Below are 22,021 nucleotides of genomic sequence, written 5' to 3' on the forward strand. Positions count from 1 at the left end.
ACGCTATGAAACTCCTTCGCTTCCTCTACCCTTGGCGGTATTGGCTGCTGGCCTGGCTCATGGGCGTGGGGTTGATGTACCTCGTTTCGTGGCCCGCCCGTCTGTATCGACTGGCGGACGACGAGATGTTTGAGGCGTCCAGCCACGATGGCACCTACCTGGCAACGCGGCAACTGAGACAGGATGACCCATCGGTGGGGATTGGTGCTACCCGCGAGAGAGACGCCAAGTTGCTGATCCGCAAGGCGTCCAGCGGGTGGTTGTATCGCACCATCGAGTCCGACTCGGTGCGCATCTCGTCGGTGGAGTTCGCCAATCACGATTCGCACGTCGTGGCCCAGTGCGACGACCGCGTCGTCGCCTGGAATGTATCGACGGGCCAGCAGACCATGCCTGCAACTCCAGGGCACCTGCACTCCGTAACACGGGCGCCTGCAGACGCCCAGTGGGCCGTGATACTCCTTTCGGACGACCTCAGCGCAGCCGAATGGAAACTTCGCTACAACGGTGTTGCGTTCGTGGACATAGCAAGCGGAGAGACCATCTCAACACTCCAGCCATTCAATCTTCACAAGGGGCCCTGGTCCGTACCCGGTTTGGCGATCGCCCCGGACGGACAGCGGGCTGTTACAATTTCGCTCGCCCCCCAAGTGCAGGAAGATGAAGAGTCGCCGCTGCAATACACGGTTTGGGACACACGATCTGGCACCATCATCGGCAAGTTCGAAGACTCAAACGAAACGGACCCGTATAGCAGGAACGAAAGAATGTATCCGCGGAGTTGGACCCTTTCCTCCGACTCGAAACAGCTGTGGTTGTTGTTCGCAGAATACTCTGAATTGTCAAACAAGGGCATCGCCTACCTGCATGCGTGGAACTTGGAAACGCTTCGCCTCGAGAAGCGGCTGGTTGAGGAAACACGGGGAGATGTGCTGATTGCATTGGGGATGCCTACACGACATCGTTTCTCAGCGATCGCTTGCTCCTGGTGGAAACGACCACTGCCAAGTTCTTGCTGGAGGTCTCCGATGAGTCGCTATCCTGCATCGCCGTCGACGGCATGAGCAACGTCGTTTCGTCCGATGGTTCACTGTGGGCCAAGGAGGCTGGCGAGATCGTTGATGCCGCGCCGCCGTTTGCTTATCAAGTCAAAGGGCGGCGTTTGTCGGTTGTCAGCACCAGCAACGGCGAAGAAGTAGCCAGCATCGCCGGACCAAGCGAGGAAGTCACCTCGCAAAGCGTGTTCGATCCATTGGGATTCACGTCCGATGGTCGCTACCTGGTCTACGAGCAGTACCGCGACAGCAAGTGGGCCAAGGTGCGATCGACGCTGTCGGACCTGGTGAACTGGCGCACAACCGAGGCCGAGATGCGGCCGCTGGAGATCCGCTGCCTGGAAGTGCAATCGGGGCGGACGCGACTGGTCGGCCTGCCGGTCCGCGACGTCGTCGCAGGCGGCGACATGCTGCCCGGCGACCGGATTAGATGCGGCGACGAGGTGTGGGACGTACCGGGACACAAGCCGTGGCTAACGATCCTGCTGGTGCCGCTGGTGCCACTGTTGATTGCCTATCGCTTGATCGAACGCCGGCGACGACGAACCAGCGGTACCACTGCCGCGAGCGTGGAGCCAGTCGCATGAGGGCGCGTGAGAAAGCGAAACTCTCCACCGCCACTTCTCGAAGCTCGCTCCCCGAACCCGCACCGCACCGGCGGCGGGCGGGCTCAGGAGTGGGCCGTCCCCCATGAACTCTCACTGCTTGCACGTGCCCGACAATTGGGACGGCACATCCCCTGAATTTGCGAGTGCGAGTCGACCGTTTCATCATCGGTACAACGTCGGCCGCTTGATATTACCCCTAGGGGTGATATTTGCCCCCCACAGAGGTATATTCGCGGTGGTGGAGCGTCGCTTCGAGCCCGAATAACTTGCCTAGTCCCTATGTCTGACTCCACCCCTGATCTCATCCCCACCGAAGACGCGGTGGCCGCCGTAAAACTGCTGGGAGAAGTCGCCGGGCACGAGGGCGACGTCAACGCCCGCAAGCGACTGCTGATGCACCGTCTGCAGGAGTTCACCGGCGCTGATGGCTGGCTGTGGTCGGTCACGTTTCGCGACGCGTCGAACAACCGCCCCATGTCGGTGGGCGTGATTCACGAGGGCCTGACCGACGAGCAGTTCAGTGGCTGGGTCGAAGCCTCCCAGGTGGCCAAGCCCCGCCCGCCCGAAGACCCGCCGCTGGGCGAGGAGCTAGCGAAGGGAAAGCACTACACGCGGACCCGCCGGCAACTAGTGACCGATCCCGATTGGTATGGCAACGCGACGGTCAAGAAGTATCGCCTTGATCGCGGCATCGACGACTTCCTGTACAGCATCTACCCACTGGGCGGCGACGACATGTGCAGTGCCATTGGCCTGTTCCGCCATGTGGACCGCGAGCCTTTCACCGATCAACACCGCCGGGTGACGCATATCATTCTGTCAAACGTCGAGTGGCTGCACTTCGCCGGCCTGCCCGAACACCGCGAGAACGCGGTGCCGCAGCTTACTCCCACCCAGCGGATGGTGCTGGTCTACTTGCTGGAAGGTCGCCGCCGCAGCGATATTGCTGCGCTATTGCACGTATCGGAAAACACGGCCAAGGTTCACATTCGCAACGTGCTGCGTTTCTACGACGCCAAAGACCAACTGGAACTGGTATGCAAATTCCGTGCGGGCGATGGCCAGGATGTAGCTTGAAGCATCCGTCGGCGCAGTGAACTACTTCGATTCCCGTACTTTCGTGAGCCAACTTTCTTGGAATTTTCATAGCGCCGCGCATTCGTACTAGCACCATGCGGTGCAGCTTCTTGCATCATCTCGGCAACTTCTTTCGTACCCCGATTGGGGAACGTTCACGGAATGGCGGGTGGCGTTTAGAATTCGACTTACGTTGCTGGACCCGGTTCCATTTGCGTCGCCGGAACCGAGAAGAGGCAACCGACTCCTTCTCCCCGTAGGGAGTCAGCGCAGGGCGGCTCCGGCCGCTCTGCGTTTTTCTACTTGGGCGCCGCCCTTCGCCACTCTGAGCAGCTTTGCTACAGAATTCCGACGACCACTCAGACGGGGCGTCGCAAAACAATCACGGAATAGTTACCGCGGGGGGCGTCGAAAAAAAGTCGTCGGAAAAGCTTGACGCCCGCCGCGAGTGCCAATACATTGACACCTGCTAATCCAATAACACCCGCGAGCACAAGGAACCATCATCCATGGCGGGCAGGAAGAAACTACCTCGGGAACTTGCGCCCCGGGAAGAACAGATCATGCAAGTGGTCTATCGCTTGCAAAAAGCGTCGGTCGCCGAGGTACGCGAGCAGCTCAGCGATCCCCCCAGTTACTCCGCGGTTCGCACGATGCTGGGCCAATTGGAGCGAAAAGGTTACGTGCGCCGCGACCGCAGCGAGGTGACGCACCTGTACTTGCCCGTAAAGTCGCGCAAGACGGCTGGGCTGTCGGCTTTGCGGCGGCTGATCGAGACGTTTTACCCTCAATCTACGGGCGACGCCTTGGCCGCGCTCATCGACGACTCGGCCAAGAAGCTCACCGATGAAGACATCGATCGACTGGAAGAAGCCATTCGCCGCGTCCGTAAGGGAGAATGAAACCATGCTCAGCACCTTGTTCGAATCTTCTGCGTTGTGGGCCATCGCTGGCAGGTCGTTCGTTCTGCTGGTGGTTACGGCCACCGCGGCCTTGCTGCTACGACGTCGCTCGGCGGCCGTGCTGCATGGCATCTGGGCGCTCGGCCTGGCAGGCTGCCTGGCGTTGCCGTTGGTGAGTTTCACGTCGCCGCGGTGGTCGCTGCCGGTGCTTCCCACCACGGCTGGCGACTCCATGGATGCCACCCAAACACTGCCCGTACGTCCGCCGGCTCGTAGCGCCGCGCCCACTGGGCCGCGCCGAGTCGATGCATCGCTCGCACCACAAACTCCACCCAAACCAGCGACGGCCGAGCCCCCGCAGCGAGTCAAAGCAACGCCAGTACGCGAGCGGGAACGGGCTGCTGCTCCCGGTGCCCGCTTGTCGCAGCGACAATGGCTCACGTTCGGTAACGTGGTCATCGCGGTCTGGGCCACGGGCATGCTGGGTGTGCTGCTGCACCTGATGGTTCAGGCATGGCGTGCCCACGCCAGGCTCCACCGGGCGACCGACGTGCACGATCCCGCCTGGAGCGAACCGAGCAGGCTGGCTGCCCAGCGACTCGGTCTGCGGGGGCCGGTGCCACTGAAGCGGTACGGTGGGGAACTAACTCCCATGGTGATCGGTTTCTGGCAGCCCACGATCCTTCTGCCCGCAGACTCGGACTGCTGGCCGGCCGCACAACGCCAACAAGTGCTATTGCACGAACTGGCGCACGTGCAACGTCGCGATGTGCTGACCCAGTACATGGCCACACTGGCGTGCGCGGTCTATTGGTTCAATCCGCTGGCCTGGTGGGCCGCCATGCAGATGAAGCGGCTCCGCGAAATTGCCTGCGACGATGCCGTGGTAACGCATACGGGCGTGCCGGCCGACTATGCGGAGATGCTGCTGGGTGTCGCCAAGCGTTACCGCTCGCAATCCATCGCCGGAGCGGTTGCCATGGCCAGGTCGAACAATGTGGAGGGCAGAATTGCCGCCATCCTCAGCTCCACGCGCAGCCGCGTGCTACTCACCAAACGCACCGTGCGGTACTTGGCGGCGTCGGCCCTGGTGGCGGCGGTGATGGTGGGCAGCTGCCAGCTCAGTTCGCGGGCAGACGAGACGCCCGCGACGCCGGCCGAGGAGCCCGCTACAGAGTCCCAAAAGCCCACCGACCTCGCCGACTCGGACAAACAGTCGATCACGATTCGGCTACTCGACGAATCAGGCCAGCCACTGGCTGGTGCGAAGGTCTTCGCGAACTCGGTTCGGCCTCCCGACTCCGAAGGCGAAAGGATCGTCAACCAAGACCTGGTTGCCGACGATAATGGCACTGTCTCCTTGCCGATCAACCGCCAGCAAGACACGGTCAAGCTTTGGGCGTGGGCACCTGGGATGGTATCGGAGTTTGTGTGGCTCAACCGCAGCCCCGAAGAACTTGATTTGCAACTTCCCGGCGAATTCGAGTTCCGTCTGGCTCGAGGAAGCACCATTGGTGGGCAGGTCGTAGACGAAAAGGGCCACCCCATTGCTGGAGTGCACGTCCGCGTGCAGGCCAACGATGAAGTTTCTTACAGCGAGGAGTCTGAGTTCGACAAAAAGCCGGTTGTTAGCGACTGGCTGACCGACTCGTTTTATCAGCCAACCATCAAGACGGATGAGCAAGGGCGGTGGCAACTCGGAAACGCCCCCGGCCCGCACGACAATCACGACTACGAGTTCCAGGTGAAGTTAGAACACCCCGGCTACACCAGCGATACCAAGTGGGGCGGTATTCAACGCGAGCAGGGAATCACCGCCGAGCAACTGCGATCGGGGGAAGCGAAGTTCGTGATGACTTGCGGTACAGCTATCGAAGGAAAAGTCGTCGGTCCCGACGGTAAACCTGTCACCAACGGCTGGGTTGTCTGGAACGACGAATCCTATTTCACCCAGGGCGATTGGGAGACCGGCATCGGCGAACAAGGCAACTTCGCGACTCCGCAGCTCCCGTCCGGCGAATATCCGATCATCGTGATTGCTCCAGGCTACGCCGCCCAGCGACGTGTGGTGCGAGTCGAACCCGGCATGGCCCCGCTCGAGTTTAAGTTGCAGCCTGGCAACCGTATTGAAATCCACATTGTCGACGACCAAGGCGCGGCCATCCCCAAAGCCGGTGTATACCTCGGCGGCATGAGCGGCCGAAAGACTTGGAATGGCACCAACTCGCTCTATAACCAAGGCCGACCGGGCGTGGAGTATGGTATTCCTCGCAAGGCCGACGAACAGGGCGTGTACGTCTGGGATTGGGCACCGAACGGCGGCGTTCGGTACGACATCGGAGCTATTGGCTTCGCTGGCCAGTCGGTGACGCTCGTGCCTAAGAGCGAACCGCACGTGGTTCGACTTGCCCCGGCACGCGTTGCCGTAGGTCTGGTAACCGAATGCGAAACGGCTGAACCGATCCCGGAGTTCTTGGCAATGCCTGTGATCGTGTTCGGCGAGAACAACTATGCCACGCGGTTCACCGACAGAAAACAGGGTAGCCACGGCCGCTACGAGTTGCCGCTCACCGGCAGCGGCGATCCTGATGTGCCCTATCGTGTCCGGTTCGAAGCCGATGGGTACCGCTCGGTGGTATGCGAGCGCTTGTTTGGCCCCACCGATGGACGAGCCGAGCTCGACGTAGCGCTCGAACCGATGCCGGCGCGGAAAGGGCGGGTGGTCGATGCTGATGGCAACCCGGTCGCTGGCGCCTTGATCCAACAGGCATCGCCAACAGACATCCCCTATGCACGGAATGGCTCGCCGAATTCTTACGACGCGCGACCTCTCCGAACCGACGCCGATGGAAACTTTGAGATCCGCGCTACCAGCGAACCGGTGCTCGTTCGCGCCTATCATGACCTCGGTTTTGCCGAAGTCGACTTCGCTCCCGACGAAGAGAGCTTTGGCGAGTTGAAGCTCGCGCCCTGGGCCACCCTCTCTGGCCAACTCCTCCAAGCGGGCCGCCCGGTTCCCAACCAGGGCGTGCAGTTCTGGCCCAATGCCCAGCGTGACCTCAACAAACCCCATTTCCAGGATGGCTACGGTGCCCTGACCGACGCAGATGGACGCTTCCAGTTCGACCGCATTCCACCCGTCAGCGGTAACCTCAAGGCCTACTTAGGTCCGTGGGATGATTCGCCGCTGTCGTCCAGCCAGTCGGTGCCGTTAGAACTGCGCCCCGGCGAACATCTCGACGTCGACTTAGGTGGCGAAGGCACAACGCTCACAGGACGCGTCGTGGCCACGGGCCGCGACAACGAGCAGCTCAGCAAGCAATGGTCGATCAACTACCTGGTGAGTCGCGACCGAGGTATAGAATACCCCGCCGAGGCACCTCCGCTTAGCTTCGATCCCGCTGGTCCGCTCCAAGCCGATTGGTTGCAACGCAACAACTTCGATACATGGCTCGGCACTCGATCCAACTACTTCGTGAAACTGGCCGACGACGGCCAACTCGCCATCCATGGCGTCGAGCCCGGTGAATACGACCTGGTGATCCAGCTGTACGAGGAGCCCGCCGGCTGTCTGGTTGAGACCATCGGCGAGCGGGTCGTGCCGATCACCGTTACGGCGGACGACGTCGCCCAAGGCCAAGTCGACATCGGCGACATTGACATCGAGTGTCGCAGCGGGCCGCGGGTGGGATCCGACATGCGGGCGTTCAAGATCACCGACGACCAGGGGCGGTTGCGGCTGGTCAACGACCTGGAGGGCAAATACGTATTGCTGCACGCCTGGGCCACGTGGTGCGGGCCGTGCATCGAGTCGATGCCACAGCTCAAGGCCGCGGTCGACGAGCATTCCGAATCGCCGCTGGTGGTGGTGGGACTCAACCTGGACGACGACAAAGCCGCGGCCCAGAACGTGGCCAAGGACCAAGGACTCACCTGGTCGCAGAACTACCTAGGATCCGAGTCGGACCTGGCGCGACAGATGGCCATCAGCACGGTGCCCGCCTACTACTTGATTGGTCCCGACGGGAAACTCGTCGGCTCGGCCAACGCGTGGCAGGCAATGGAGAAGCTGCTGAACCAGCACCTCGAATAGCTCGCCCGGCAAGCCACTATAGAAACAGTCGCGGCGAACCACGATGGCCCGCCGCAACTGTTGTCTAATCGTTGGCTTCGATTCGTGCTTTACTTGCGACGAATCGTCAGGCACGACAGGCCCAGCAGGGTCAGCAGCATCGTGGAGGGCTCGGGCACAGTCACCGCCACGCCCGGCGAGGCCACGTCCGGCACCGTGGCGTTGCCAATGTCGGTGTTCACCAGCAGCGCCGAATAAGCGCCGTCGACACCGGCGGTCGAGGTTCCCCAGTTGTTACCCAGGTCGTTGGCCACCGAATCGTAACCACCCGGCAGCAGGTAGATGCTCGCGCCGTTACCCGAAGGCCAACCGCTGGTGCCGTTCTCGTAGTTCACAGCGTCGACCAGCGTGTTGCTGGCGTCGAAGATGGCCGGCATCTCGTTGGTATCGCTGGCACCGTTGGCAAGGCTGATGCCAGTGTTCGCGCCTTCGACCAGATAGTTGATCACTTGGATGCCATCGCCCCAGATCGATTGGAACGTCGCGGCTTCCTGACCCGTGATCACGGCCGAGGCGCCCGCGGCCAGCGAGGTGCCAGCGGCGAAAGGGTCGGAGTAGGAGCCATCCTGGTCGTCGCCGTAGATCCAGCCACTGAGGTCGACGGTCGAGTCGCCGGTGTTGGTAATCTCCACCCACTCGGTCACGCCGCTTTCGCTGCCGTTCAGGTTGTAGAAGATTTCAGAAATAATCACCTCCCCGCACGCGGGCGAGGCCAATAGGGCGGCCAGGGCCGCGAAACATAGTGTCTTCACAAGTCGCACTTTCATCTGGAGGGGAAGGACGTCAAAACAAACCGACGCCTGGCCGCGGTGGCCAAAGCAACGGGAAGATAGCGGCCGTACGTTAAGCAGGTGTGAAGAACTGAAGAAGCCGGTCGCCTCGCTGCGCTGGGCGCCGGCGGGAGCCCGCAGCAACAACAGCGTTCACCTTGATGCGGCTGGCGAACTGCAGCGGAGCATCCGCTGCCGAAAGTCGCTCAGATAGTCCTCGCGCCAACGGCTGACGGTCCGAGCACCATGGTGCGGGCCGGTGGCTGCAGCCGGGGAGGGGTCGTCGGTCCACCAATTCGGATGGGCCGGCGAAGGATGGTCGGCCGCATCGGCAGGTGGGTTGTGCGCGCGGATGGCACCCTTGGCTCCATCCAGCTGGGGAACGTTGCTGTGGATCGTGAAGTCGTGGGTCTTGGCGGCCTTCGGCGAGAAACGAAATCGCATGGTCCCATCCCCGGCGAGGTGGCCGCTGAGCGATTGATTCTCCACGCGCAGCTGTGCCTGTGGTTCGTCTGGCAATTCACCACGCATGGGAAGCACCAGTTCGAGGATGCCGAAGATCTCCATGCCGTCGTCCTTGGTCGGCAGGCGGTTCAAACGAGTGTAAGGCCGCTGCCAGGCCCGCACGTATCGCCCTCCCCAGCCCGGCTGCGAAGGATCTTCGGGTGTCCCCTCGAGCAACCAGCCGACCGATGGCGTGTCGCCCATTTTGATGTCGTCCTTCTTACTCACAAACAACTCGCCGAGCGCACCTTGGCCGGCAATGTGGCGCGCGACGAACTCGCGGTTGCCCCAGTCGCCCGACTGCTTGCCACCGACGTACCAACCGCGAAAGGTGGCATTCGATTCGATGATCCACAGCTCCGGATGATGCTCCACGATGTACTGATAGGCATCGGGCGACCACTTCTTGTTGGAGCTGCCAATAAAGTAGACCCGCAAGCTGGGCAGAATGTCGGGCGCGTCGTGCAGTGCCTGGGCCAGGTCCTCGATGCCGCCCCACACCAGCACGTGCAGCGGACGAGGATCGTCACGCCGCGCACACTCGACAATCCACCGCGACCCCGCGGTCGCTTGTCGCACGCCCGCGTGGGGCGCCGGCTGGGTGGCGCCCTGCCTGGTGAGCGCACGCAGCTCGTCAGGCGTGGGGTAACGATCGGAGTAGGTCTTCAAGTTGTCGTAGTCCTGCTCGTAGGCATCGATCACCTCCAGCAGGTGCTGCTTGCGGCCGGGGCCGTAGGGAGAGGAGACCAGTCCTTCGATATCCAGCACGTCCGCGTACACCAGCAGATGCACCAGCGACTGAAAGTCGTCCGGATCGGTGCCACCGATGTCGGTCGACACGAGCACCCGAGGGCGCTGGTCGGCGCGCGCCGGATTTGCACTCAGCACTGCAGCAACCATCACGATGAGCAACAACAGTTCGGTGGCGGTGCGAAGTCTCATAGGTTGGCCTTGCTGCAGGGTACATTCGGGGCGAAACGCTGCGTGGCACGCGGGTGCCATTGTAGCACGAAGATCCGGCTCGACGTTCGCTTGGCGACTTACCATGCCCCCACAATGGACATCACCACCGCTGCGATTCCAAGGAAAAACCAGATAGCCAGGATGATGAAGATGCAGCCCGTGTTGTCGGCGATCTTCTTCAGGTGTGCCGACTGATCACGCGACTCCTTTAAGAGTTCGCGTTGCCACTCGATCGTCTGGTCGGCACGCGCCTCTTCGGCGAAGGTCTCATTCCGACGGGCCTGCTGCAACTCGGCCAGCGGCATAAAATCGTCGTCATCCCGACCTGGAGCCGCGGCGATCCCGATCTCGGTCTCGCACGAAGGGCAGTTGATTCGCTGTCCGGCCAGGTCGTCATCGACCTCTCCGATACGTCCGCAAGTCGGGCAGCGATAGGAGATAGACATACCCTGGAGTATAGCACGGCGGGCCCGCTGGTGGATCCACCCGCGGCAACATAGCTCTCCGTGTCGAGAATGGCCCGCCAGCGGACTCGCCCCCAAACACCTTATGCGAAAACGCACGGTATAAAGCTGCAAAAAATCGCCTCGGCGATAGCTCACTTCTTCGCATGACAGGTTACGATCGCACCTATTGTTCCATTGGATCATTTCACCAGGGATCGTTCTAATGAAAACACGCGGATCGGCTCTACTCTTCTTAGCCCTCTTGTCCAGTGCATCTGCGAATGCCCTCGACACCTCTGGTGTGTTCGAGCTGTCCAGTACTCGTTACACCGAGGCCTGGACCTCCCTGGCGAACGGCCAAGCCCACTCGGCGCTCACCGACGATGGCATGGGAAAGGCAGTGCCGTGGGCGAACTCAAGCTGGTGATTGGCAACCCGACCTTCGTCCCCGAAGCTACCACGCTGCACCTGCTGCTCGGCGGTATCGGGCTGGTAGTATGCTGGCGGTATCGCCCAACGCACGCGGGAAGGCCACGGCCGGTTTCTCAAACCTAGCCCCGGCCGCCATTGCTAAAGGCGAGCACGGCTGTTGATGCATCGCCTGTGCCAGGCAAACCAGCAGTGCACGATGGTCGTTTTCGGATCAGGCAGCAACACCATTCTGTCGCTCGGCACCGTGGCGGTAAAGTTGTAGGATCGGTCCGCCATGCCATCTTGCGGCTAGTGGCATCTTGCCATCGGCCAGCGGTGGTTCCTGCCGGGTTGGCGCTAACAATTGCTATGCGCGAAGGAGGCCTTTCGCCACGGCCTCGATGGCCGCCCTAACTTGGCGTTGGGTGGGACCCAAGGGGAGGGAGACGCGCGAGCTGACGCGTTAGTTTATCTCGCGGCAGCTCGAACCAGCTACCTGGCACTCTGCGCGAGGATATAATAATGCATCGCGATCTCTTCTCTGCTGAAACATTCAAACCGGCGACGATGCCGAGGGGGGCAATGATGCAGGGTACTGAAGTCTCTAATTCGCGATACGCGTGGAATTCGAGTGGCTCCACCATAACGTGGGACGACATCCCCTACCTCGAATCGTCCGTGTCCGAAACGATGGCGCCTCACATGGAGGTGTTCCGGACGATCATTCACTCCGCCCAGATCAGTTCGACGTCCACGTTTGACATTCTCGAGCGGATCGGCACGGGCGGTGAGAGCTACGTATTTCGGACGGTTCGCAGTGGGTCCGACGGTTTCTCGGTAGTTGGTGCCGTGAAAGTGTATTCGCCGGCAATCTACCCAACGATGGAGGAATACGAGGCGGCGATGCAAAGAGTCAGCCATGTCGCCGCGAGTGTTGTGCGTATCCAGCATGACCATCTCGTCGACGTGTGGAGTTTTTACGAACAAGAACGCATCCGCTTTATGACCATGGAGTGGATCAACGGGTTCGATTTAAAGGTGCTGACGTCGGGCATCTCGCGTGCGCACCTCGGCTCCCAAGAGTCGGCCAGCGACTGCCAACGACTCCAGGAGGCGGTCGTTGCCGGAGACGAAGGCACGCCGCGGTTTAGTCCTGGGATTGTGGTACATATCGTACGCGAATGCCTTTCCGGAATCGCGGCCTTGCACCGACTTGGTCTTGTGCATGGTGACATCAAGCCATCGAATATCATGGTAAACCGTACGGGTAGCGCCAAACTCATCGACATCGGAGCGAATGAAAGCCCTCGTCCCCCGAGAGTTGGCCGATTACTGACTCCACACTTTGCAGCGCCCGAGGTACTGCTGGGTGGGAGAGCCACTCCCCAATCGGATCTCGCCAGTTTGGGGTACACGTTGATTGCCTTGCTATTGGGGCGTGTAACCAACTTTAATGCGAAAACACTCGACGAACTCCTCAACGAGAAACGATGGTTGGTGGAGAATCTGCATTGCGTCCTGCCCAAAAATGTCTGCGGCTTTGCGTCGCTGATGTCGCTCTGCAAACGTTTGATCGCGTTCGATGAAAAAGACCGCGTGACGACGGCGGAAGATGCGATCCAGCAGTGCGACGTTGTGAGACGTCAATTGGTCTTAGGATCTCTGGACTGCGATTACTCGGATTGCCTACGACGTTGGATGGATCAGAGTTTTCCCATGTAGGGCGTAGTCGTTGTTTTCGCGCAATGGTGGGTGAACCCATCGGCGGGAAAATGCGCTCGCCACGACAAGTTGTCACCGCCGACGGAACCACCCACCCTACGCTTCTTTGGAGACTCAGCATGGGTGACGTTAGTACGCCCCCAGGTTACACTGGAAAGCACTGGGGCTTTTGATTGAGGAACACTGGGGATGACGACATCAGGCAGTTTGCTGCGAGTCGCTCTGTTGGTAGCGACCTGCTCGGCGGCGCTCTCTCGCGCCGATACGTTTGGCACAGACACATTTGGTACTGGCGAAAACACCTTCACGATTGATTTCGTCACGATCGGCGATCCGGGCAACGCGGCGGATACTGTCGTGCCCCATCCGGTGAGCGCGCCGCTTCCCAGTGGGTCGGTGGACTACGTCTACCGGATGGCAAAGTATGAGATTTCCGAAGAGATCATATACAAAGCAAATGCGCTATCGAATGCTGAAGGCCATCCGCTGGACCTGACGATGGACGTCGAGCGAGGTCCGCAAAAACCGGCCACGGGGCTTAGTTGTTTCGACGCGGCGCGGTTTGTGAACTACTTGAACGAAGTAAAAGGCGCACCACCGGCCTACAAGTTCGACGCCAATGGAATCTTTCAGCTGTGGGAGCCTGGTGACCCAGGCTACGACCCAGAGAACCAGTTCCGCAATCGGTTCGCGCGGTACTTCCTGCCCAGCGCCGACGAATGGCACAAGGCGGCTTACTACGACCCGGTGAATGATCGCTACTGGCTCTACCCCTACGGTAGCGACGAACCGCCAGTGCCCGTGGCAAGTGGAACCGATCCAGGTACAGCCGTCTTCAACCAGGACGGACCTGCTGATGTCATGCTGGCGGGTGGAGAGAACCTCTTCGGGTTAGTTGGGATGGCCGGCAATATTGCCGACTTTGAAGAGTCTACGCGCGACCTCTTGAACGACGATCCATTAGCCGCTCGCGGTACAAATGGCGGTAGTTGGATTTTCCAACTGCCCGAGAACATGTCATCCGTTTTTCGTAACTCAGCGTTCGTCGACGCGAAACAGCCTCGAATCGGGATTCGTGTCGTCAGCGTGCCTGAGCCTAGCTCACTTCTACTCGCCCTATCATCCGCTGTGATGATGCTGATCGTACGGGGGCAACGCCGACGCGCTGCCTGAGGGCTGCTGGGGCCGTACGGTGGGTGGTTCTGCCGGCGCGGTGCTTGACCGGCAGGTTCACCCACCAGGTATTGTTGTGGCCAATTGGTGGGTGTCCAAAAATCGCCGTTGAAATCACGCGGCAGTCTGGTCCAATAATCAAGCGGCACTAGGTACCCACGGCGAGCGGGGGCCGTCAGGCCCGTGGTCGTGTGCGGAAGAGTGGTGATTAGGTGAGTAAGTAAAGGTCGTTGTTGTCGCTCGGTACGTGGACGGGTGCTTCGGGGCTCTGCGCTCATTTGCGGAGCGAATGGCCACCAACGGGGTTTTGATCGTTTCGGCGCGCAGGGGGTACCAAAACTCGGAAGGTCCTGAATTCAGCAGATGTCGCAAAGTGTTGTCTTCGAGCGACTTACGAAATTAGTCCAAAGCAATGCGGCGCGAGTTTTGGTACCAGAAATCGTATATCGCAAAAGCGCGCCAAAACGACCAAAACTCTACGGAGTTCCACCATCGGACGGCGTAAGCGACACCTACGCTTCGCTGCTCGCCGCCGGCTGCCTAATGCCCACCTTTTAACAATCACAAACTACGCAAAGCTTGCCGGTGACAGGCTGGTCTGGTTTTCACTCGCGGGGTGGGTGGCCGATAGTGGGGTGTCGAGCCAGCGAAGTGGCGCCACGTGCCGCCTTCGCCATTCGAACAAGACTGTCTATTTTACCAACTCAACCAAAGCCCCCCGGGTTGCTGGACCGATACTTTTTATTGCCAGCAACCGTCGGTGGTGCTTGGCGACCGGTCGCTGGATGCGGCCATTCGCCAAGGGCTGTCGTGCTTGTCGCCTCAGCTGCCGCAGCTCCCTCTGGAGCCCACGCAGCACGGAGCAGGCGACCAGCCGGAGAGCAGGCGTTACCCGGAAGGAACTAGTAGCAGCATGCGGACGCGAGAAGAGCAACTAGAGGACCCCCAAGCAGTCCGAACCCACGTCAATGAAGTACTGTGCGAACTGGAAGATTTAGAGCCTGACCATTTCCCCCTGAGCGAACGGACGCTCGAGCGCAACGGCCAAGCGTGTGCGGCGATGTTTGTCCTGCACGGACCACGGCAGTTGCAGGTGACCGCCGTATGGGAATGGGAACGAGGCGTCATCTGGTTCTACAACGCGATTGGCGAACGGTGTGCGAAGACCCAGTTGCAGAGCACCGCGTCGCCCACCGCCGCGGCCGCAACCGCTGCTTGAGTTCCCCCGCCGGAAAAAAACGTTTGACTCTCCTTAAACAGGGCACGACAGCCACAGCATGGACGGAATTCCAAGGGCTTTGCACACCGCCGTTGCGGGGTGTTTCTTGGAAACGTCTGGCACGAACCGTATTGACCTGCCAACCGCCACAAGGTATACAAGACTTCAGTAGCCTTGTACGGCGATTAAAAACACGGAGGTGCCCCCACATGCTAGTTCTTTCCCGCAAAGAGTCGCAAAGGATTCGGCTTGGCGACTCGATCGTAGTAACCATTGTGAAGATTGGCGGCGACAAAGTTCGCGTAGGCATCGACGCGCCGGACGACGTGCTGGTGCTTCGCGACGAGCTGGAAGCGTGGGAGACCCCTCCCGCAAGCGGTAGCAATCCCGACGCAGCGATTGCCGCGGCTTAAGTGGTCGCTGCCGGGTACGCCCCTGCCATCCAAGTTCCACCCTTGGTTGCCGCCTGACCTCGACAGTTAGCCCAGCAGAGGTCGGGCCAGAAGAGTGACACTAACTTGTGTCGCCACAACCTGCGGTTACCAGCAGGAGCTCGTGTCGAGCGCCCCAGTGTTACACTGGGAAAGGCGGAGGACACAGCAAAAAACCGACGAACTTATAATTCCGCCGGCCTTTCATTTTTCTGAAAGGTCGGCGGTACTTTTTTTGACAACTGGGGTTCGGACCGCTAAGATGCGGACCGCTGTCGGGGGGAGAGCGATTTTTTCCTCCGGCAATTCCTACCTCACTAGCCCACCTCCGCGGCCCCCAGCCCACCTGCCGCTTCGCTCTCGTGACTAGCCCGTGGCCGCCGTGCCGCGATCTCATTGGTGCCATCCTGCAAAACAAGGAGCATTGGCATGCCACACTACCAAGGCTTATCCCGTCGTAGCTTTCTGACTGTTGGCTCCCTGGCCGGCCTAGGTCTGACGCTCGGCGACTACTTATTCCTTCGCCAGGCGCAAGCTTCGGAGTCCGCCACCGCCCTTTCCGAGAAGGCCAAGAGCGTCATTCACATTTTCATGCCGGGCGGCATGTCCGCGCAGGAGTCGTGGGACCCCAAACCCAACGCCCCGATCGAGTACCGCGGCGAGCTGCGGGCGATCAACACTAAGATCCGCGGCGAGCAGTTCAGCGAGTTGTTGCCGCAGACCGCCAAGGTGGCCGACAAGATGACGGTCATCCGCTCGCTGACTCACGGCGAGGCCGCCCACGAGCGGGGTGTGCACAACATGCTGACGGGTTACCGCCCCAGCCCGGCGCTGGTTTACCCCAGCATGGGGAGCGTGGTGAGCCACGAGCTCGGCCCGCGGAACAACCTGCCGGCCTACATTTCAGTGCCCAACCAATTCGATCCCTCGGCGGGCACAGGTTACTTGAGTTCCAGCTTTGCACCCTTCAGCCTGGGCGCGGCTCCAGAACGCAACGGTTTCAAGGTCCGCGACCTGAACCTGCCCGGCGGTGTGGACGAAGTGCGTTACAACCGCCGCCGTGAGCTGTTGGACCTGGTGAACTGCGACTTCAACGATCGCGTGGCGGCCGACAACGTCGGTGCGATGAACACGTTCTACGAGCGAGCGTTCGACATGGTGAACTCCGCCGAGGCCCGCGAGGCGTTCAACCTCGAAGCCGAGGATGGCAAGATGCGCGATCGCTATGGTCGCAACCAGGCCGGCGCGCGGATGCTGCTAGCACGACGACTGGTCGAAGCCGGTGCACGGTTCGTCACCATGACCTACGGCGGCTGGGACCATCACAACCAGATCACCGGTAACATGCGTCGACTGATGCCCGACTTCGATCGTGCTTACGCGGCGCTGCTCTCCGACCTCGACGAGCGGGGGCTGCTGGACTCGACGCTGGTGCTGGTTTCCAGCGAGTTTGGCCGCACCCCGAAGATCAACCAGGACGGTGGCCGCGACCACTGGCCCAAGGTGTTCAGCGTGGCCCTGGCCGGCGGCGGTGTGCATCGCGGGTCGATTGTTGGTTCCAGCGGCGCCACGGCTACCGAGCCGGACGACACGCCGATCAGCCCTGAAGATCTGGCCACCACCGTGTATCACCAGCTTGGCATCAACGCCGAGAAGGAGCTGATCGCGCCAGGTGCCCGGCCCATCGAGATCGTCAAAGGCGGGCAGGTCCGCCACGAGATCGTGGGCTAGTCGAATCCCTGAATCCTTTTCCAAATCCTTCCCTCATGGCCACCTCAGGCGAGGCCCCTTATGCGATGGCTATTTCTGGTTGCTGCCGTTCTGCTCGCGAATAGCGTGGCGTCGGCCGCCGCGCCGCAGCTCAGTCAGCTCGTTCCTCAAGGCGCCCAGCGCGGCACCGAGGCCGAAATCTCGCTGCGTGGCCCGCGGCTGGGCATCGATCCGCTGGAGATCCTCTGGCACACCCCGGGTATCGAAGTCAAAAGCCTGGAGCGCGTCGACGACAATCAAACCAAGGCCATCCTGGTGGTGCCCGAAACCACCAAGCCGGGCCGCTACCCGCTGCGGCTGCGGACCAAGACCGGCATCTCGAACGTGATGACCCTACACGTCGGCGCGCTGCCGGAGATCGAAGAGGTCGAGCCTAATTCCGATCCCAACGCGCCGCAGGAGATTGAATTCGGCTCGGTGACGAATGGCGTGGTGAAGCGGGAAGACATCGACTACTTCTCCTTCGAGGTCACTGCCGGGGAGGTGATCGCCGTGGAAGTGGACGGACTGCGGCTCGGCCGCACGTTCTTCGATCCCGTGATCACGCTCTACGGTCCCGACGGCGAGCAACTGGCCAAGTGCGACGACTGGCCGCTGGTCAAGCAGGACGCGTGCCTGTCGATCGTCGCGCCGGCCGATGGCAAGTACATGGTCGAGCTCCGCGAGTCGGCCTATCGCGGCGACGACAACTGCACGTACCGCTTGCACATTGGCAACTTCCCCCGGCCTCTAGCTGTGTACCCGCCGGGCGGACGCGCAGGGGAAACCGTGGCCATCGAGTGGCTGGGCGACGCGGCCGGTGAGGCCAGCCAGGAAGTCAAACTGCCCGACGTGGCAGACAATGCGTTCGCCTACGTGCCGCACGACGAGCGAGGCTGGGCGCCTTCGCCCCACCTGCTGCGGGTGGTCGACATGCCAGTCACCGGCGAGACCGAACCCAACAACAAGCCGCAGGAAGCCACCGTGGGCGAAGCCCCGGGAGCGTTCTACGGCCGGCTCACCGAACCGGGCGAGCGCGACCACTTCCGCTTCAGCGCGAAAAAGGGACAGGTACTGCACCTGCGGGCCCACAGCCGGCGGATCGGCTCGCCCGGCGATCTGGTTCTTCGTGTGCTGGATGCCGAAGGAAAGAACTTGGCAGGCAACGACGACGACCGGGGCTATCCCGACCCGTACATTCGCTTCCAGGCCCCCGAGGACGGGGACTACATCGCCCAAGTGGAAGAACGCCTGCGACGTGGCGACGAAGCGAACATCTACTGGCTCGAGGTGAAGTCGCCCGTGCCCACAGTGGACCTGGTGATCGACGAGCAACAACGGTACGTCGCCAAATTGCTCGACGTGCCGCGGGGCAATCGTAACGGCGGCGTGTTCCGCGTCGGTCGGCAAGACACGGGCGGAGCCATGGCGTTCGATTGGTCGAAGCTACCGCCGGGCGTGTCGGTCGAAACCCCCGAACTGCGGGGCGACTTCGACCGCGTGCCGTTCGTTGTATCGGCGGCCGAAGACGCGCCGCTGGGACAGTCGCTGGCCGTGCTTTCGGCGCATCGCACCGAAGACGACGCTCCGGTTGTGGCCAACTTCGAGCAAGTGAACTGGATGATCCGCGGGCAGAACAACGTCGATATGTGGAACTTCACCGGCACCCGGCCCGTGGTCGCAGTGACGGAAAAGGCACCGTTCAGCATCCGCATCGAACAACCGAAGTGTCCGCTAGTGCAACGTGGCAACAAGGACCTGAAGATTGTCGCCGAACGGGCCGAGGGCTTCGAAGGGGCGATCCTGGTTCGCATGCTGTACAACCCGCCAGGCGTCTCGAGCAACAACTCGCGGCGAGTGAACCAAAAAGAGAACGAATGCCTCATCCCGATCACGGCCAACCAGAACGCCCGCACCGGCGAGTGGCCCATCGTCGTTCGGGGCGAGGCCGAAGTGGGCGGCAAGCTGGTCACGGTCACACCGCTGGCCACGCTCACGGTGGCCGCACCGTACCTGGCCATGGAGTTACCGCGGCCCAACACCGAGCAAGGCAATGATGTGAGTTACCCGATCACCATCGAGCAAAGCACCCCCTTCGAGGGCGAGGCCAAAGTCGAGCTCATCAATCTGCCACCGGGTGTCTCGACCGAGCCGATCATGATCACCAAAGACACTACTGAAATTACGTTTGAACTCAGCGTGGCCGACGACGCCCGCCCCGGCCAGCACAAAGGTCAGTTTTGCCGGGTGACGGTGATGGAGAACGGCGAGCCAGTAACCCATTCGGTGGGCTACGGCGAACTGCGAGTCGATAAACCGCTCCCGCCATCGACCGACGCCACGGCATCACGATAGTGCTCCTTCCTTCAGCACCATAAAGGCACCAGCATGAAAGCGGTATTTGCTTCAATGCTCCCACGATACACTTCCGTCGCGTTGGCTCTGGCAACGTTCGCAGCTTCTACGGCACTGGCCGGCGAGGCGACGTATGTCGAGCTGAGCGTCTATCCCCCCGCGGCGTCGCTGAACCATGCGGCCGACTATCAATCGGTGGTGGCCGTAGCCAAGCGCGCCGATGGCGTGTCGGAAGACGTGACCGAGCAGGTCGAGTGGTCGCTCGACAGCGAAGTGGCCTTCCTGGACGGCAGTATTCTGCGTCCCGAGACCAACGGCCACGGCATCTTGCACGCCAAACTGGGCGAGCTGGCCTCGCAGTGCGATGTAACCGTCACCGGAGTGGAAGTGAACAAGCCGATCAGCTACCGGCACGACGTCATCCCGGTACTGGTCCGGGCGGGCTGCAATTCGGGCGCTTGCCACGGCTCGGCCCGGGGCAAGGACGGCTTTCGGCTGTCGCTGTTTGGTTTCGATCCCAAGGGCGACTACGAACGCCTGACCCGCGAAATGACCACTCGCCGCATCAACCGCGCCCTGCCCGATGACAGTTTGCTGCTGGTCAAGGCGGTGGGTGGAGTGCCGCACACGGGTGGCAAACTGTTCGAGCACGACACCGTGTATTACGAGAAGCTGCGAGAGTGGATCGAAAGCGGGGTGCCCAACGACCTGGAAGGGGCACCAACCGTCGAAAGCGTGGAGTTCTATCCGCCCCGGGTGGTGCTCGAGGGCGCCGGCACCACGCAGCGGTTCGTGGCCATCGCCAATTACAGCGACGGTTCGACCCGCGACGTGACCAACCTGGCGGTGTTCAGCTCGAACAACGACTCGGTGGCGAAGCTCGATCCATCGGCCCTGGCCACCGCCGGCATGCGGGGCGAGGCGTTCGTCATGGCTCGCTTCGACACCCACACCGTGGGCAGCCAGGTAATCGTGCTGCCTGAGGGGCTGGAGTACGAAGCGGAGATGCCGCCACCGGTGAATTACATCGACGAGTTGGTCGACAGCAAGCTCGCCGACCTGCGGCTGGAGCCCAGCGTTCAGTCGACCGACGCCGAGTTCCTTCGCCGGTTGTACATCGACACCATCGGCATGCTGCCCACGCCCGAGGAGGTTGAGCAGTTTGTCGCCGATGCCACGCCCGACAAGCGGGCCAAGAAGATCGACGAACTACTGGAACGGGAAGAGTTCTCGCAGATCTGGGGCATGAAGTGGGCCGAGCTGGTACTGGTGCGGACCGAGAACAACCGCGTCGACTATAAGGCCATGTTCCTCTACTCCGAGTGGCTCAAAGAACAAATGGAAACCGGCGTGCCGCTCGACAAGATGTTCAAGGAGCTCATCGGCTCCAGCGGCAGTTCGTTCGACGATCCGGCCGTGAACTTCTACCTGGTGGAGCAGGACACCAACAAGATTTCCGAGAACGTGGCCCAGTCGTTCCTCGGCATTCGCATGCAATGTGCCCAGTGCCATAATCACCCGTTCGATCGCTGGACGATGGACGACTACTACGGATTCACCGCGTTTTTCACGCAGATTTCCCGCAAACGGGGCAGCGACTATCGCGACTGGCTGGTCTTCAACCGCGGCAGTGGCGAGTCGAAGCACCCAGTCACCGGCCAGAACGTGCCACCGAAGTTCCTGGGTGGCGAGCAACCTGACACCAAGGGCCGCGATCGCCGCGAGGTGGTTGCCGAGTGGGTCACTAGCCCTGAAAACCCCTGGTTCGCGCCAAGCCTGGCCAACCGCGTGTGGGCCCACTTCATGGGCGTGGGCGTGGTGGAACCGGTGGACGACTTCCGCGTGAGCAACCCACCTTCGAATCCAGAACTCTTGGATGCGATCGGAACGCACCTGGTGGACTACAAGTACGACCTGCGGCAACTGGTCCGCGACATCTGCAACTCGAACGCCTACCAGCGTTCGACCGTTACCAACCAGTCGAACGAAACCGACACGGCCAACTTTGCCCACGCGCAAACACGCCGCATGCCGGCCGAGACGCTGCTCGACTGCATCTGCCAGGTGACCCAAGCGCCCGAGAAGCTGCCCGGTTTGCCGGTGGGTTCGCGAGCGGTGGAGATCGCCGATGGCCGTTCGAGCAACTACTTCCTCACCACGTTTGGCCGCGCTCGCCGCGATTCGGTGTGTGCTTGCGAAGTGAAAAGCGAGCCAACACTTTCCCAAGCGCTGCACCTGCTGAACGGCGGCACCGTGCACAGCAAAATTGCGCAGGGCAAGCTGGTTCGCACGATGCTCGACGAAGGAAGCACGCCCGAAGAGGTGATCGACGCCATTTACTTGCGGTGCCTGGCCCGTAAGCCGAGCGATACCGAACGCGAAAAACTGCTGGCAGCCGTTGGCGACGGTGACAAGCCGGTCGCCGAGCTGGAAGACGTGTTCTGGGCCATCTTGAATAGCCGCGAGTTCTTGTTCAACCACTAGAGGCTACAGTGTGGAGAATT

At 61.3% G+C, this 22,021-nt stretch carries 16 protein-coding genes; 13 read left to right on the forward strand and 3 right to left on the reverse strand.

Annotation, left to right across the window (positions count from 1 at the left end; all coding sequences use genetic code 11):
• Positions 1 to 5: 5 nt before the first annotated feature.
• From NG895_RS03435 to NG895_RS03455, 5 genes are all read left to right on the forward strand, one after another.
• On the forward strand, positions 6 to 1,064 hold the full coding sequence (locus NG895_RS03435) for a WD40 repeat domain-containing protein (protein WP_252851053.1): 1,059 nt from the start codon (positions 6 to 8) through the stop codon (positions 1,062 to 1,064).
• Positions 989 to 1,642: a hypothetical protein gene (locus NG895_RS03440; protein WP_252851054.1), complete on the forward strand. Its 654-nt coding sequence runs from the start codon at positions 989 to 991 to the stop codon at positions 1,640 to 1,642. Before NG895_RS03435 ends, NG895_RS03440 begins: the two co-directional genes overlap by 76 nt.
• 300 nt (positions 1,643 to 1,942) lie before the next feature.
• On the forward strand, positions 1,943 to 2,740 hold the full coding sequence (locus tag NG895_RS03445; RefSeq protein WP_252851055.1) for a helix-turn-helix transcriptional regulator: 798 nt from the start codon (positions 1,943 to 1,945) through the stop codon (positions 2,738 to 2,740).
• Positions 2,741 to 3,303: 563 nt separating this feature from the next.
• Positions 3,304 to 3,642: a BlaI/MecI/CopY family transcriptional regulator gene (locus tag NG895_RS03450; RefSeq protein ID WP_252851056.1), complete on the forward strand. Its 339-nt coding sequence runs from the start codon at positions 3,304 to 3,306 to the stop codon at positions 3,640 to 3,642.
• A complete protein-coding gene (locus NG895_RS03455) occupies positions 3,587 to 7,735 on the forward strand; it encodes a M56 family metallopeptidase (RefSeq protein WP_252851057.1) in 4,149 nt (1,382 codons plus the stop codon). Before NG895_RS03450 ends, NG895_RS03455 begins: the two co-directional genes overlap by 56 nt.
• An 89-nt stretch (positions 7,736 to 7,824) precedes the next feature.
• On the opposite strand, the gene NG895_RS03460 is transcribed toward NG895_RS03455, so the two are convergent.
• The 3 genes from NG895_RS03460 to NG895_RS03470 form a co-directional block, all read right to left on the reverse strand.
• Complete coding sequence (locus tag NG895_RS03460) at positions 7,825 to 8,526, reverse strand: lamin tail domain-containing protein (protein ID WP_252851058.1); 702 nt, start codon at positions 8,524 to 8,526, stop codon at positions 7,825 to 7,827.
• A gap of 171 nt (positions 8,527 to 8,697) precedes the next feature.
• The gene (locus NG895_RS03465; protein ID WP_252851059.1) at positions 8,698 to 9,990 is read right to left on the reverse strand and encodes a DUF1593 domain-containing protein; all 1,293 of its coding nucleotides are present in this window, start codon (positions 9,988 to 9,990) and stop codon (positions 8,698 to 8,700) included.
• Positions 9,991 to 10,088: 98 nt separating this feature from the next.
• Positions 10,089 to 10,457, reverse strand: coding sequence for a TFIIB-type zinc ribbon-containing protein (locus NG895_RS03470; protein WP_252851060.1), 369 nt, complete (start codon positions 10,455 to 10,457; stop codon positions 10,089 to 10,091).
• 262 nt (positions 10,458 to 10,719) lie between these two features.
• On the opposite strand from NG895_RS03470, the gene NG895_RS03475 reads away from it, so the two are divergent.
• The 8 genes from NG895_RS03475 to NG895_RS03510 all read left to right on the forward strand — a co-directional run bounded on the left by NG895_RS03475 (position 10,720) and on the right by NG895_RS03510 (position 22,001).
• Positions 10,720 to 10,884 (forward strand): hypothetical protein, encoded by a 165-nt coding sequence (locus tag NG895_RS03475; RefSeq protein ID WP_252851061.1) that lies wholly within the window; start codon positions 10,720 to 10,722, stop codon positions 10,882 to 10,884.
• Positions 10,885 to 11,390: 506 nt separating this feature from the next.
• Entirely contained in the window at positions 11,391 to 12,590 is a 1,200-nt protein-coding gene (locus NG895_RS03480) for a serine/threonine-protein kinase (RefSeq protein WP_252851062.1), read from the forward strand.
• 189 nt (positions 12,591 to 12,779) lie between these two features.
• Positions 12,780 to 13,763: an SUMF1/EgtB/PvdO family nonheme iron enzyme gene (locus tag NG895_RS03485; protein WP_252851063.1), complete on the forward strand. Its 984-nt coding sequence runs from the start codon at positions 12,780 to 12,782 to the stop codon at positions 13,761 to 13,763.
• Between the two features lie 661 nt (positions 13,764 to 14,424).
• The gene (locus tag NG895_RS03490; protein ID WP_252851064.1) at positions 14,425 to 14,982 is read left to right on the forward strand and encodes a hypothetical protein; all 558 of its coding nucleotides are present in this window, start codon (positions 14,425 to 14,427) and stop codon (positions 14,980 to 14,982) included.
• Positions 14,983 to 15,191: 209 nt separating this feature from the next.
• The gene (locus NG895_RS03495; protein WP_252851065.1) at positions 15,192 to 15,395 is read left to right on the forward strand and encodes a carbon storage regulator; all 204 of its coding nucleotides are present in this window, start codon (positions 15,192 to 15,194) and stop codon (positions 15,393 to 15,395) included.
• A 447-nt stretch (positions 15,396 to 15,842) separates the two neighbouring features.
• Positions 15,843 to 17,144: a DUF1501 domain-containing protein gene (locus NG895_RS03500; protein WP_252851066.1), complete on the forward strand. Its 1,302-nt coding sequence runs from the start codon at positions 15,843 to 15,845 to the stop codon at positions 17,142 to 17,144.
• Positions 17,145 to 17,204: 60 nt separating this feature from the next.
• Positions 17,205 to 19,517, forward strand: coding sequence for a PPC domain-containing protein (locus NG895_RS03505; RefSeq protein WP_252851067.1), 2,313 nt, complete (start codon positions 17,205 to 17,207; stop codon positions 19,515 to 19,517).
• A 33-nt stretch (positions 19,518 to 19,550) separates the two neighbouring features.
• The gene (locus NG895_RS03510) at positions 19,551 to 22,001 is read left to right on the forward strand and encodes a DUF1549 and DUF1553 domain-containing protein (RefSeq protein ID WP_252851068.1); all 2,451 of its coding nucleotides are present in this window, start codon (positions 19,551 to 19,553) and stop codon (positions 21,999 to 22,001) included.
• Positions 22,002 to 22,021: the final 20 nt, after the last annotated feature.

Origin of the sequence: Aeoliella straminimaris (assembly GCF_024054565.1) — a bacterium.
Classification (GTDB): Bacteria; Planctomycetota; Planctomycetia; order Pirellulales; family Lacipirellulaceae; genus Aeoliella; species Aeoliella straminimaris.

Excerpts from the sequence above, each read along its gene's own strand:
- NG895_RS03485 (WP_252851063.1), top strand. The coding sequence starts at position 12,780 with ATGACGACATCAGGCAGTTTGCTGCGAGTCGCTCTGTTGGTAGCGACC.
- NG895_RS03495 (WP_252851065.1), top strand. The coding sequence starts at position 15,192 with ATGCTAGTTCTTTCCCGCAAAGAGTCGCAAAGGATTCGGCTTGGCGAC.
- NG895_RS03505 (WP_252851067.1), top strand. The coding sequence starts at position 17,205 with ATGCGATGGCTATTTCTGGTTGCTGCCGTTCTGCTCGCGAATAGCGTG.
- NG895_RS03500 (WP_252851066.1), top strand. The coding sequence starts at position 15,843 with ATGCCACACTACCAAGGCTTATCCCGTCGTAGCTTTCTGACTGTTGGC.
- NG895_RS03510 (WP_252851068.1), top strand. The coding sequence starts at position 19,551 with ATGAAAGCGGTATTTGCTTCAATGCTCCCACGATACACTTCCGTCGCG.
- NG895_RS03480 (WP_252851062.1), top strand. The coding sequence starts at position 11,391 with ATGCATCGCGATCTCTTCTCTGCTGAAACATTCAAACCGGCGACGATG.
- NG895_RS03450 (WP_252851056.1), top strand. The coding sequence starts at position 3,304 with ATGCAAGTGGTCTATCGCTTGCAAAAAGCGTCGGTCGCCGAGGTACGC.
- NG895_RS03435 (WP_252851053.1), top strand. The coding sequence starts at position 6 with ATGAAACTCCTTCGCTTCCTCTACCCTTGGCGGTATTGGCTGCTGGCC.
- NG895_RS03470 (WP_252851060.1), bottom strand. The coding sequence starts at position 10,457 with ATGTCTATCTCCTATCGCTGCCCGACTTGCGGACGTATCGGAGAGGTC.
- NG895_RS03445 (WP_252851055.1), top strand. The coding sequence starts at position 1,943 with ATGTCTGACTCCACCCCTGATCTCATCCCCACCGAAGACGCGGTGGCC.
- NG895_RS03455 (WP_252851057.1), top strand. The coding sequence starts at position 3,587 with ATGAAGACATCGATCGACTGGAAGAAGCCATTCGCCGCGTCCGTAAGG.
- NG895_RS03465 (WP_252851059.1), bottom strand. The coding sequence starts at position 9,990 with ATGAGACTTCGCACCGCCACCGAACTGTTGTTGCTCATCGTGATGGTT.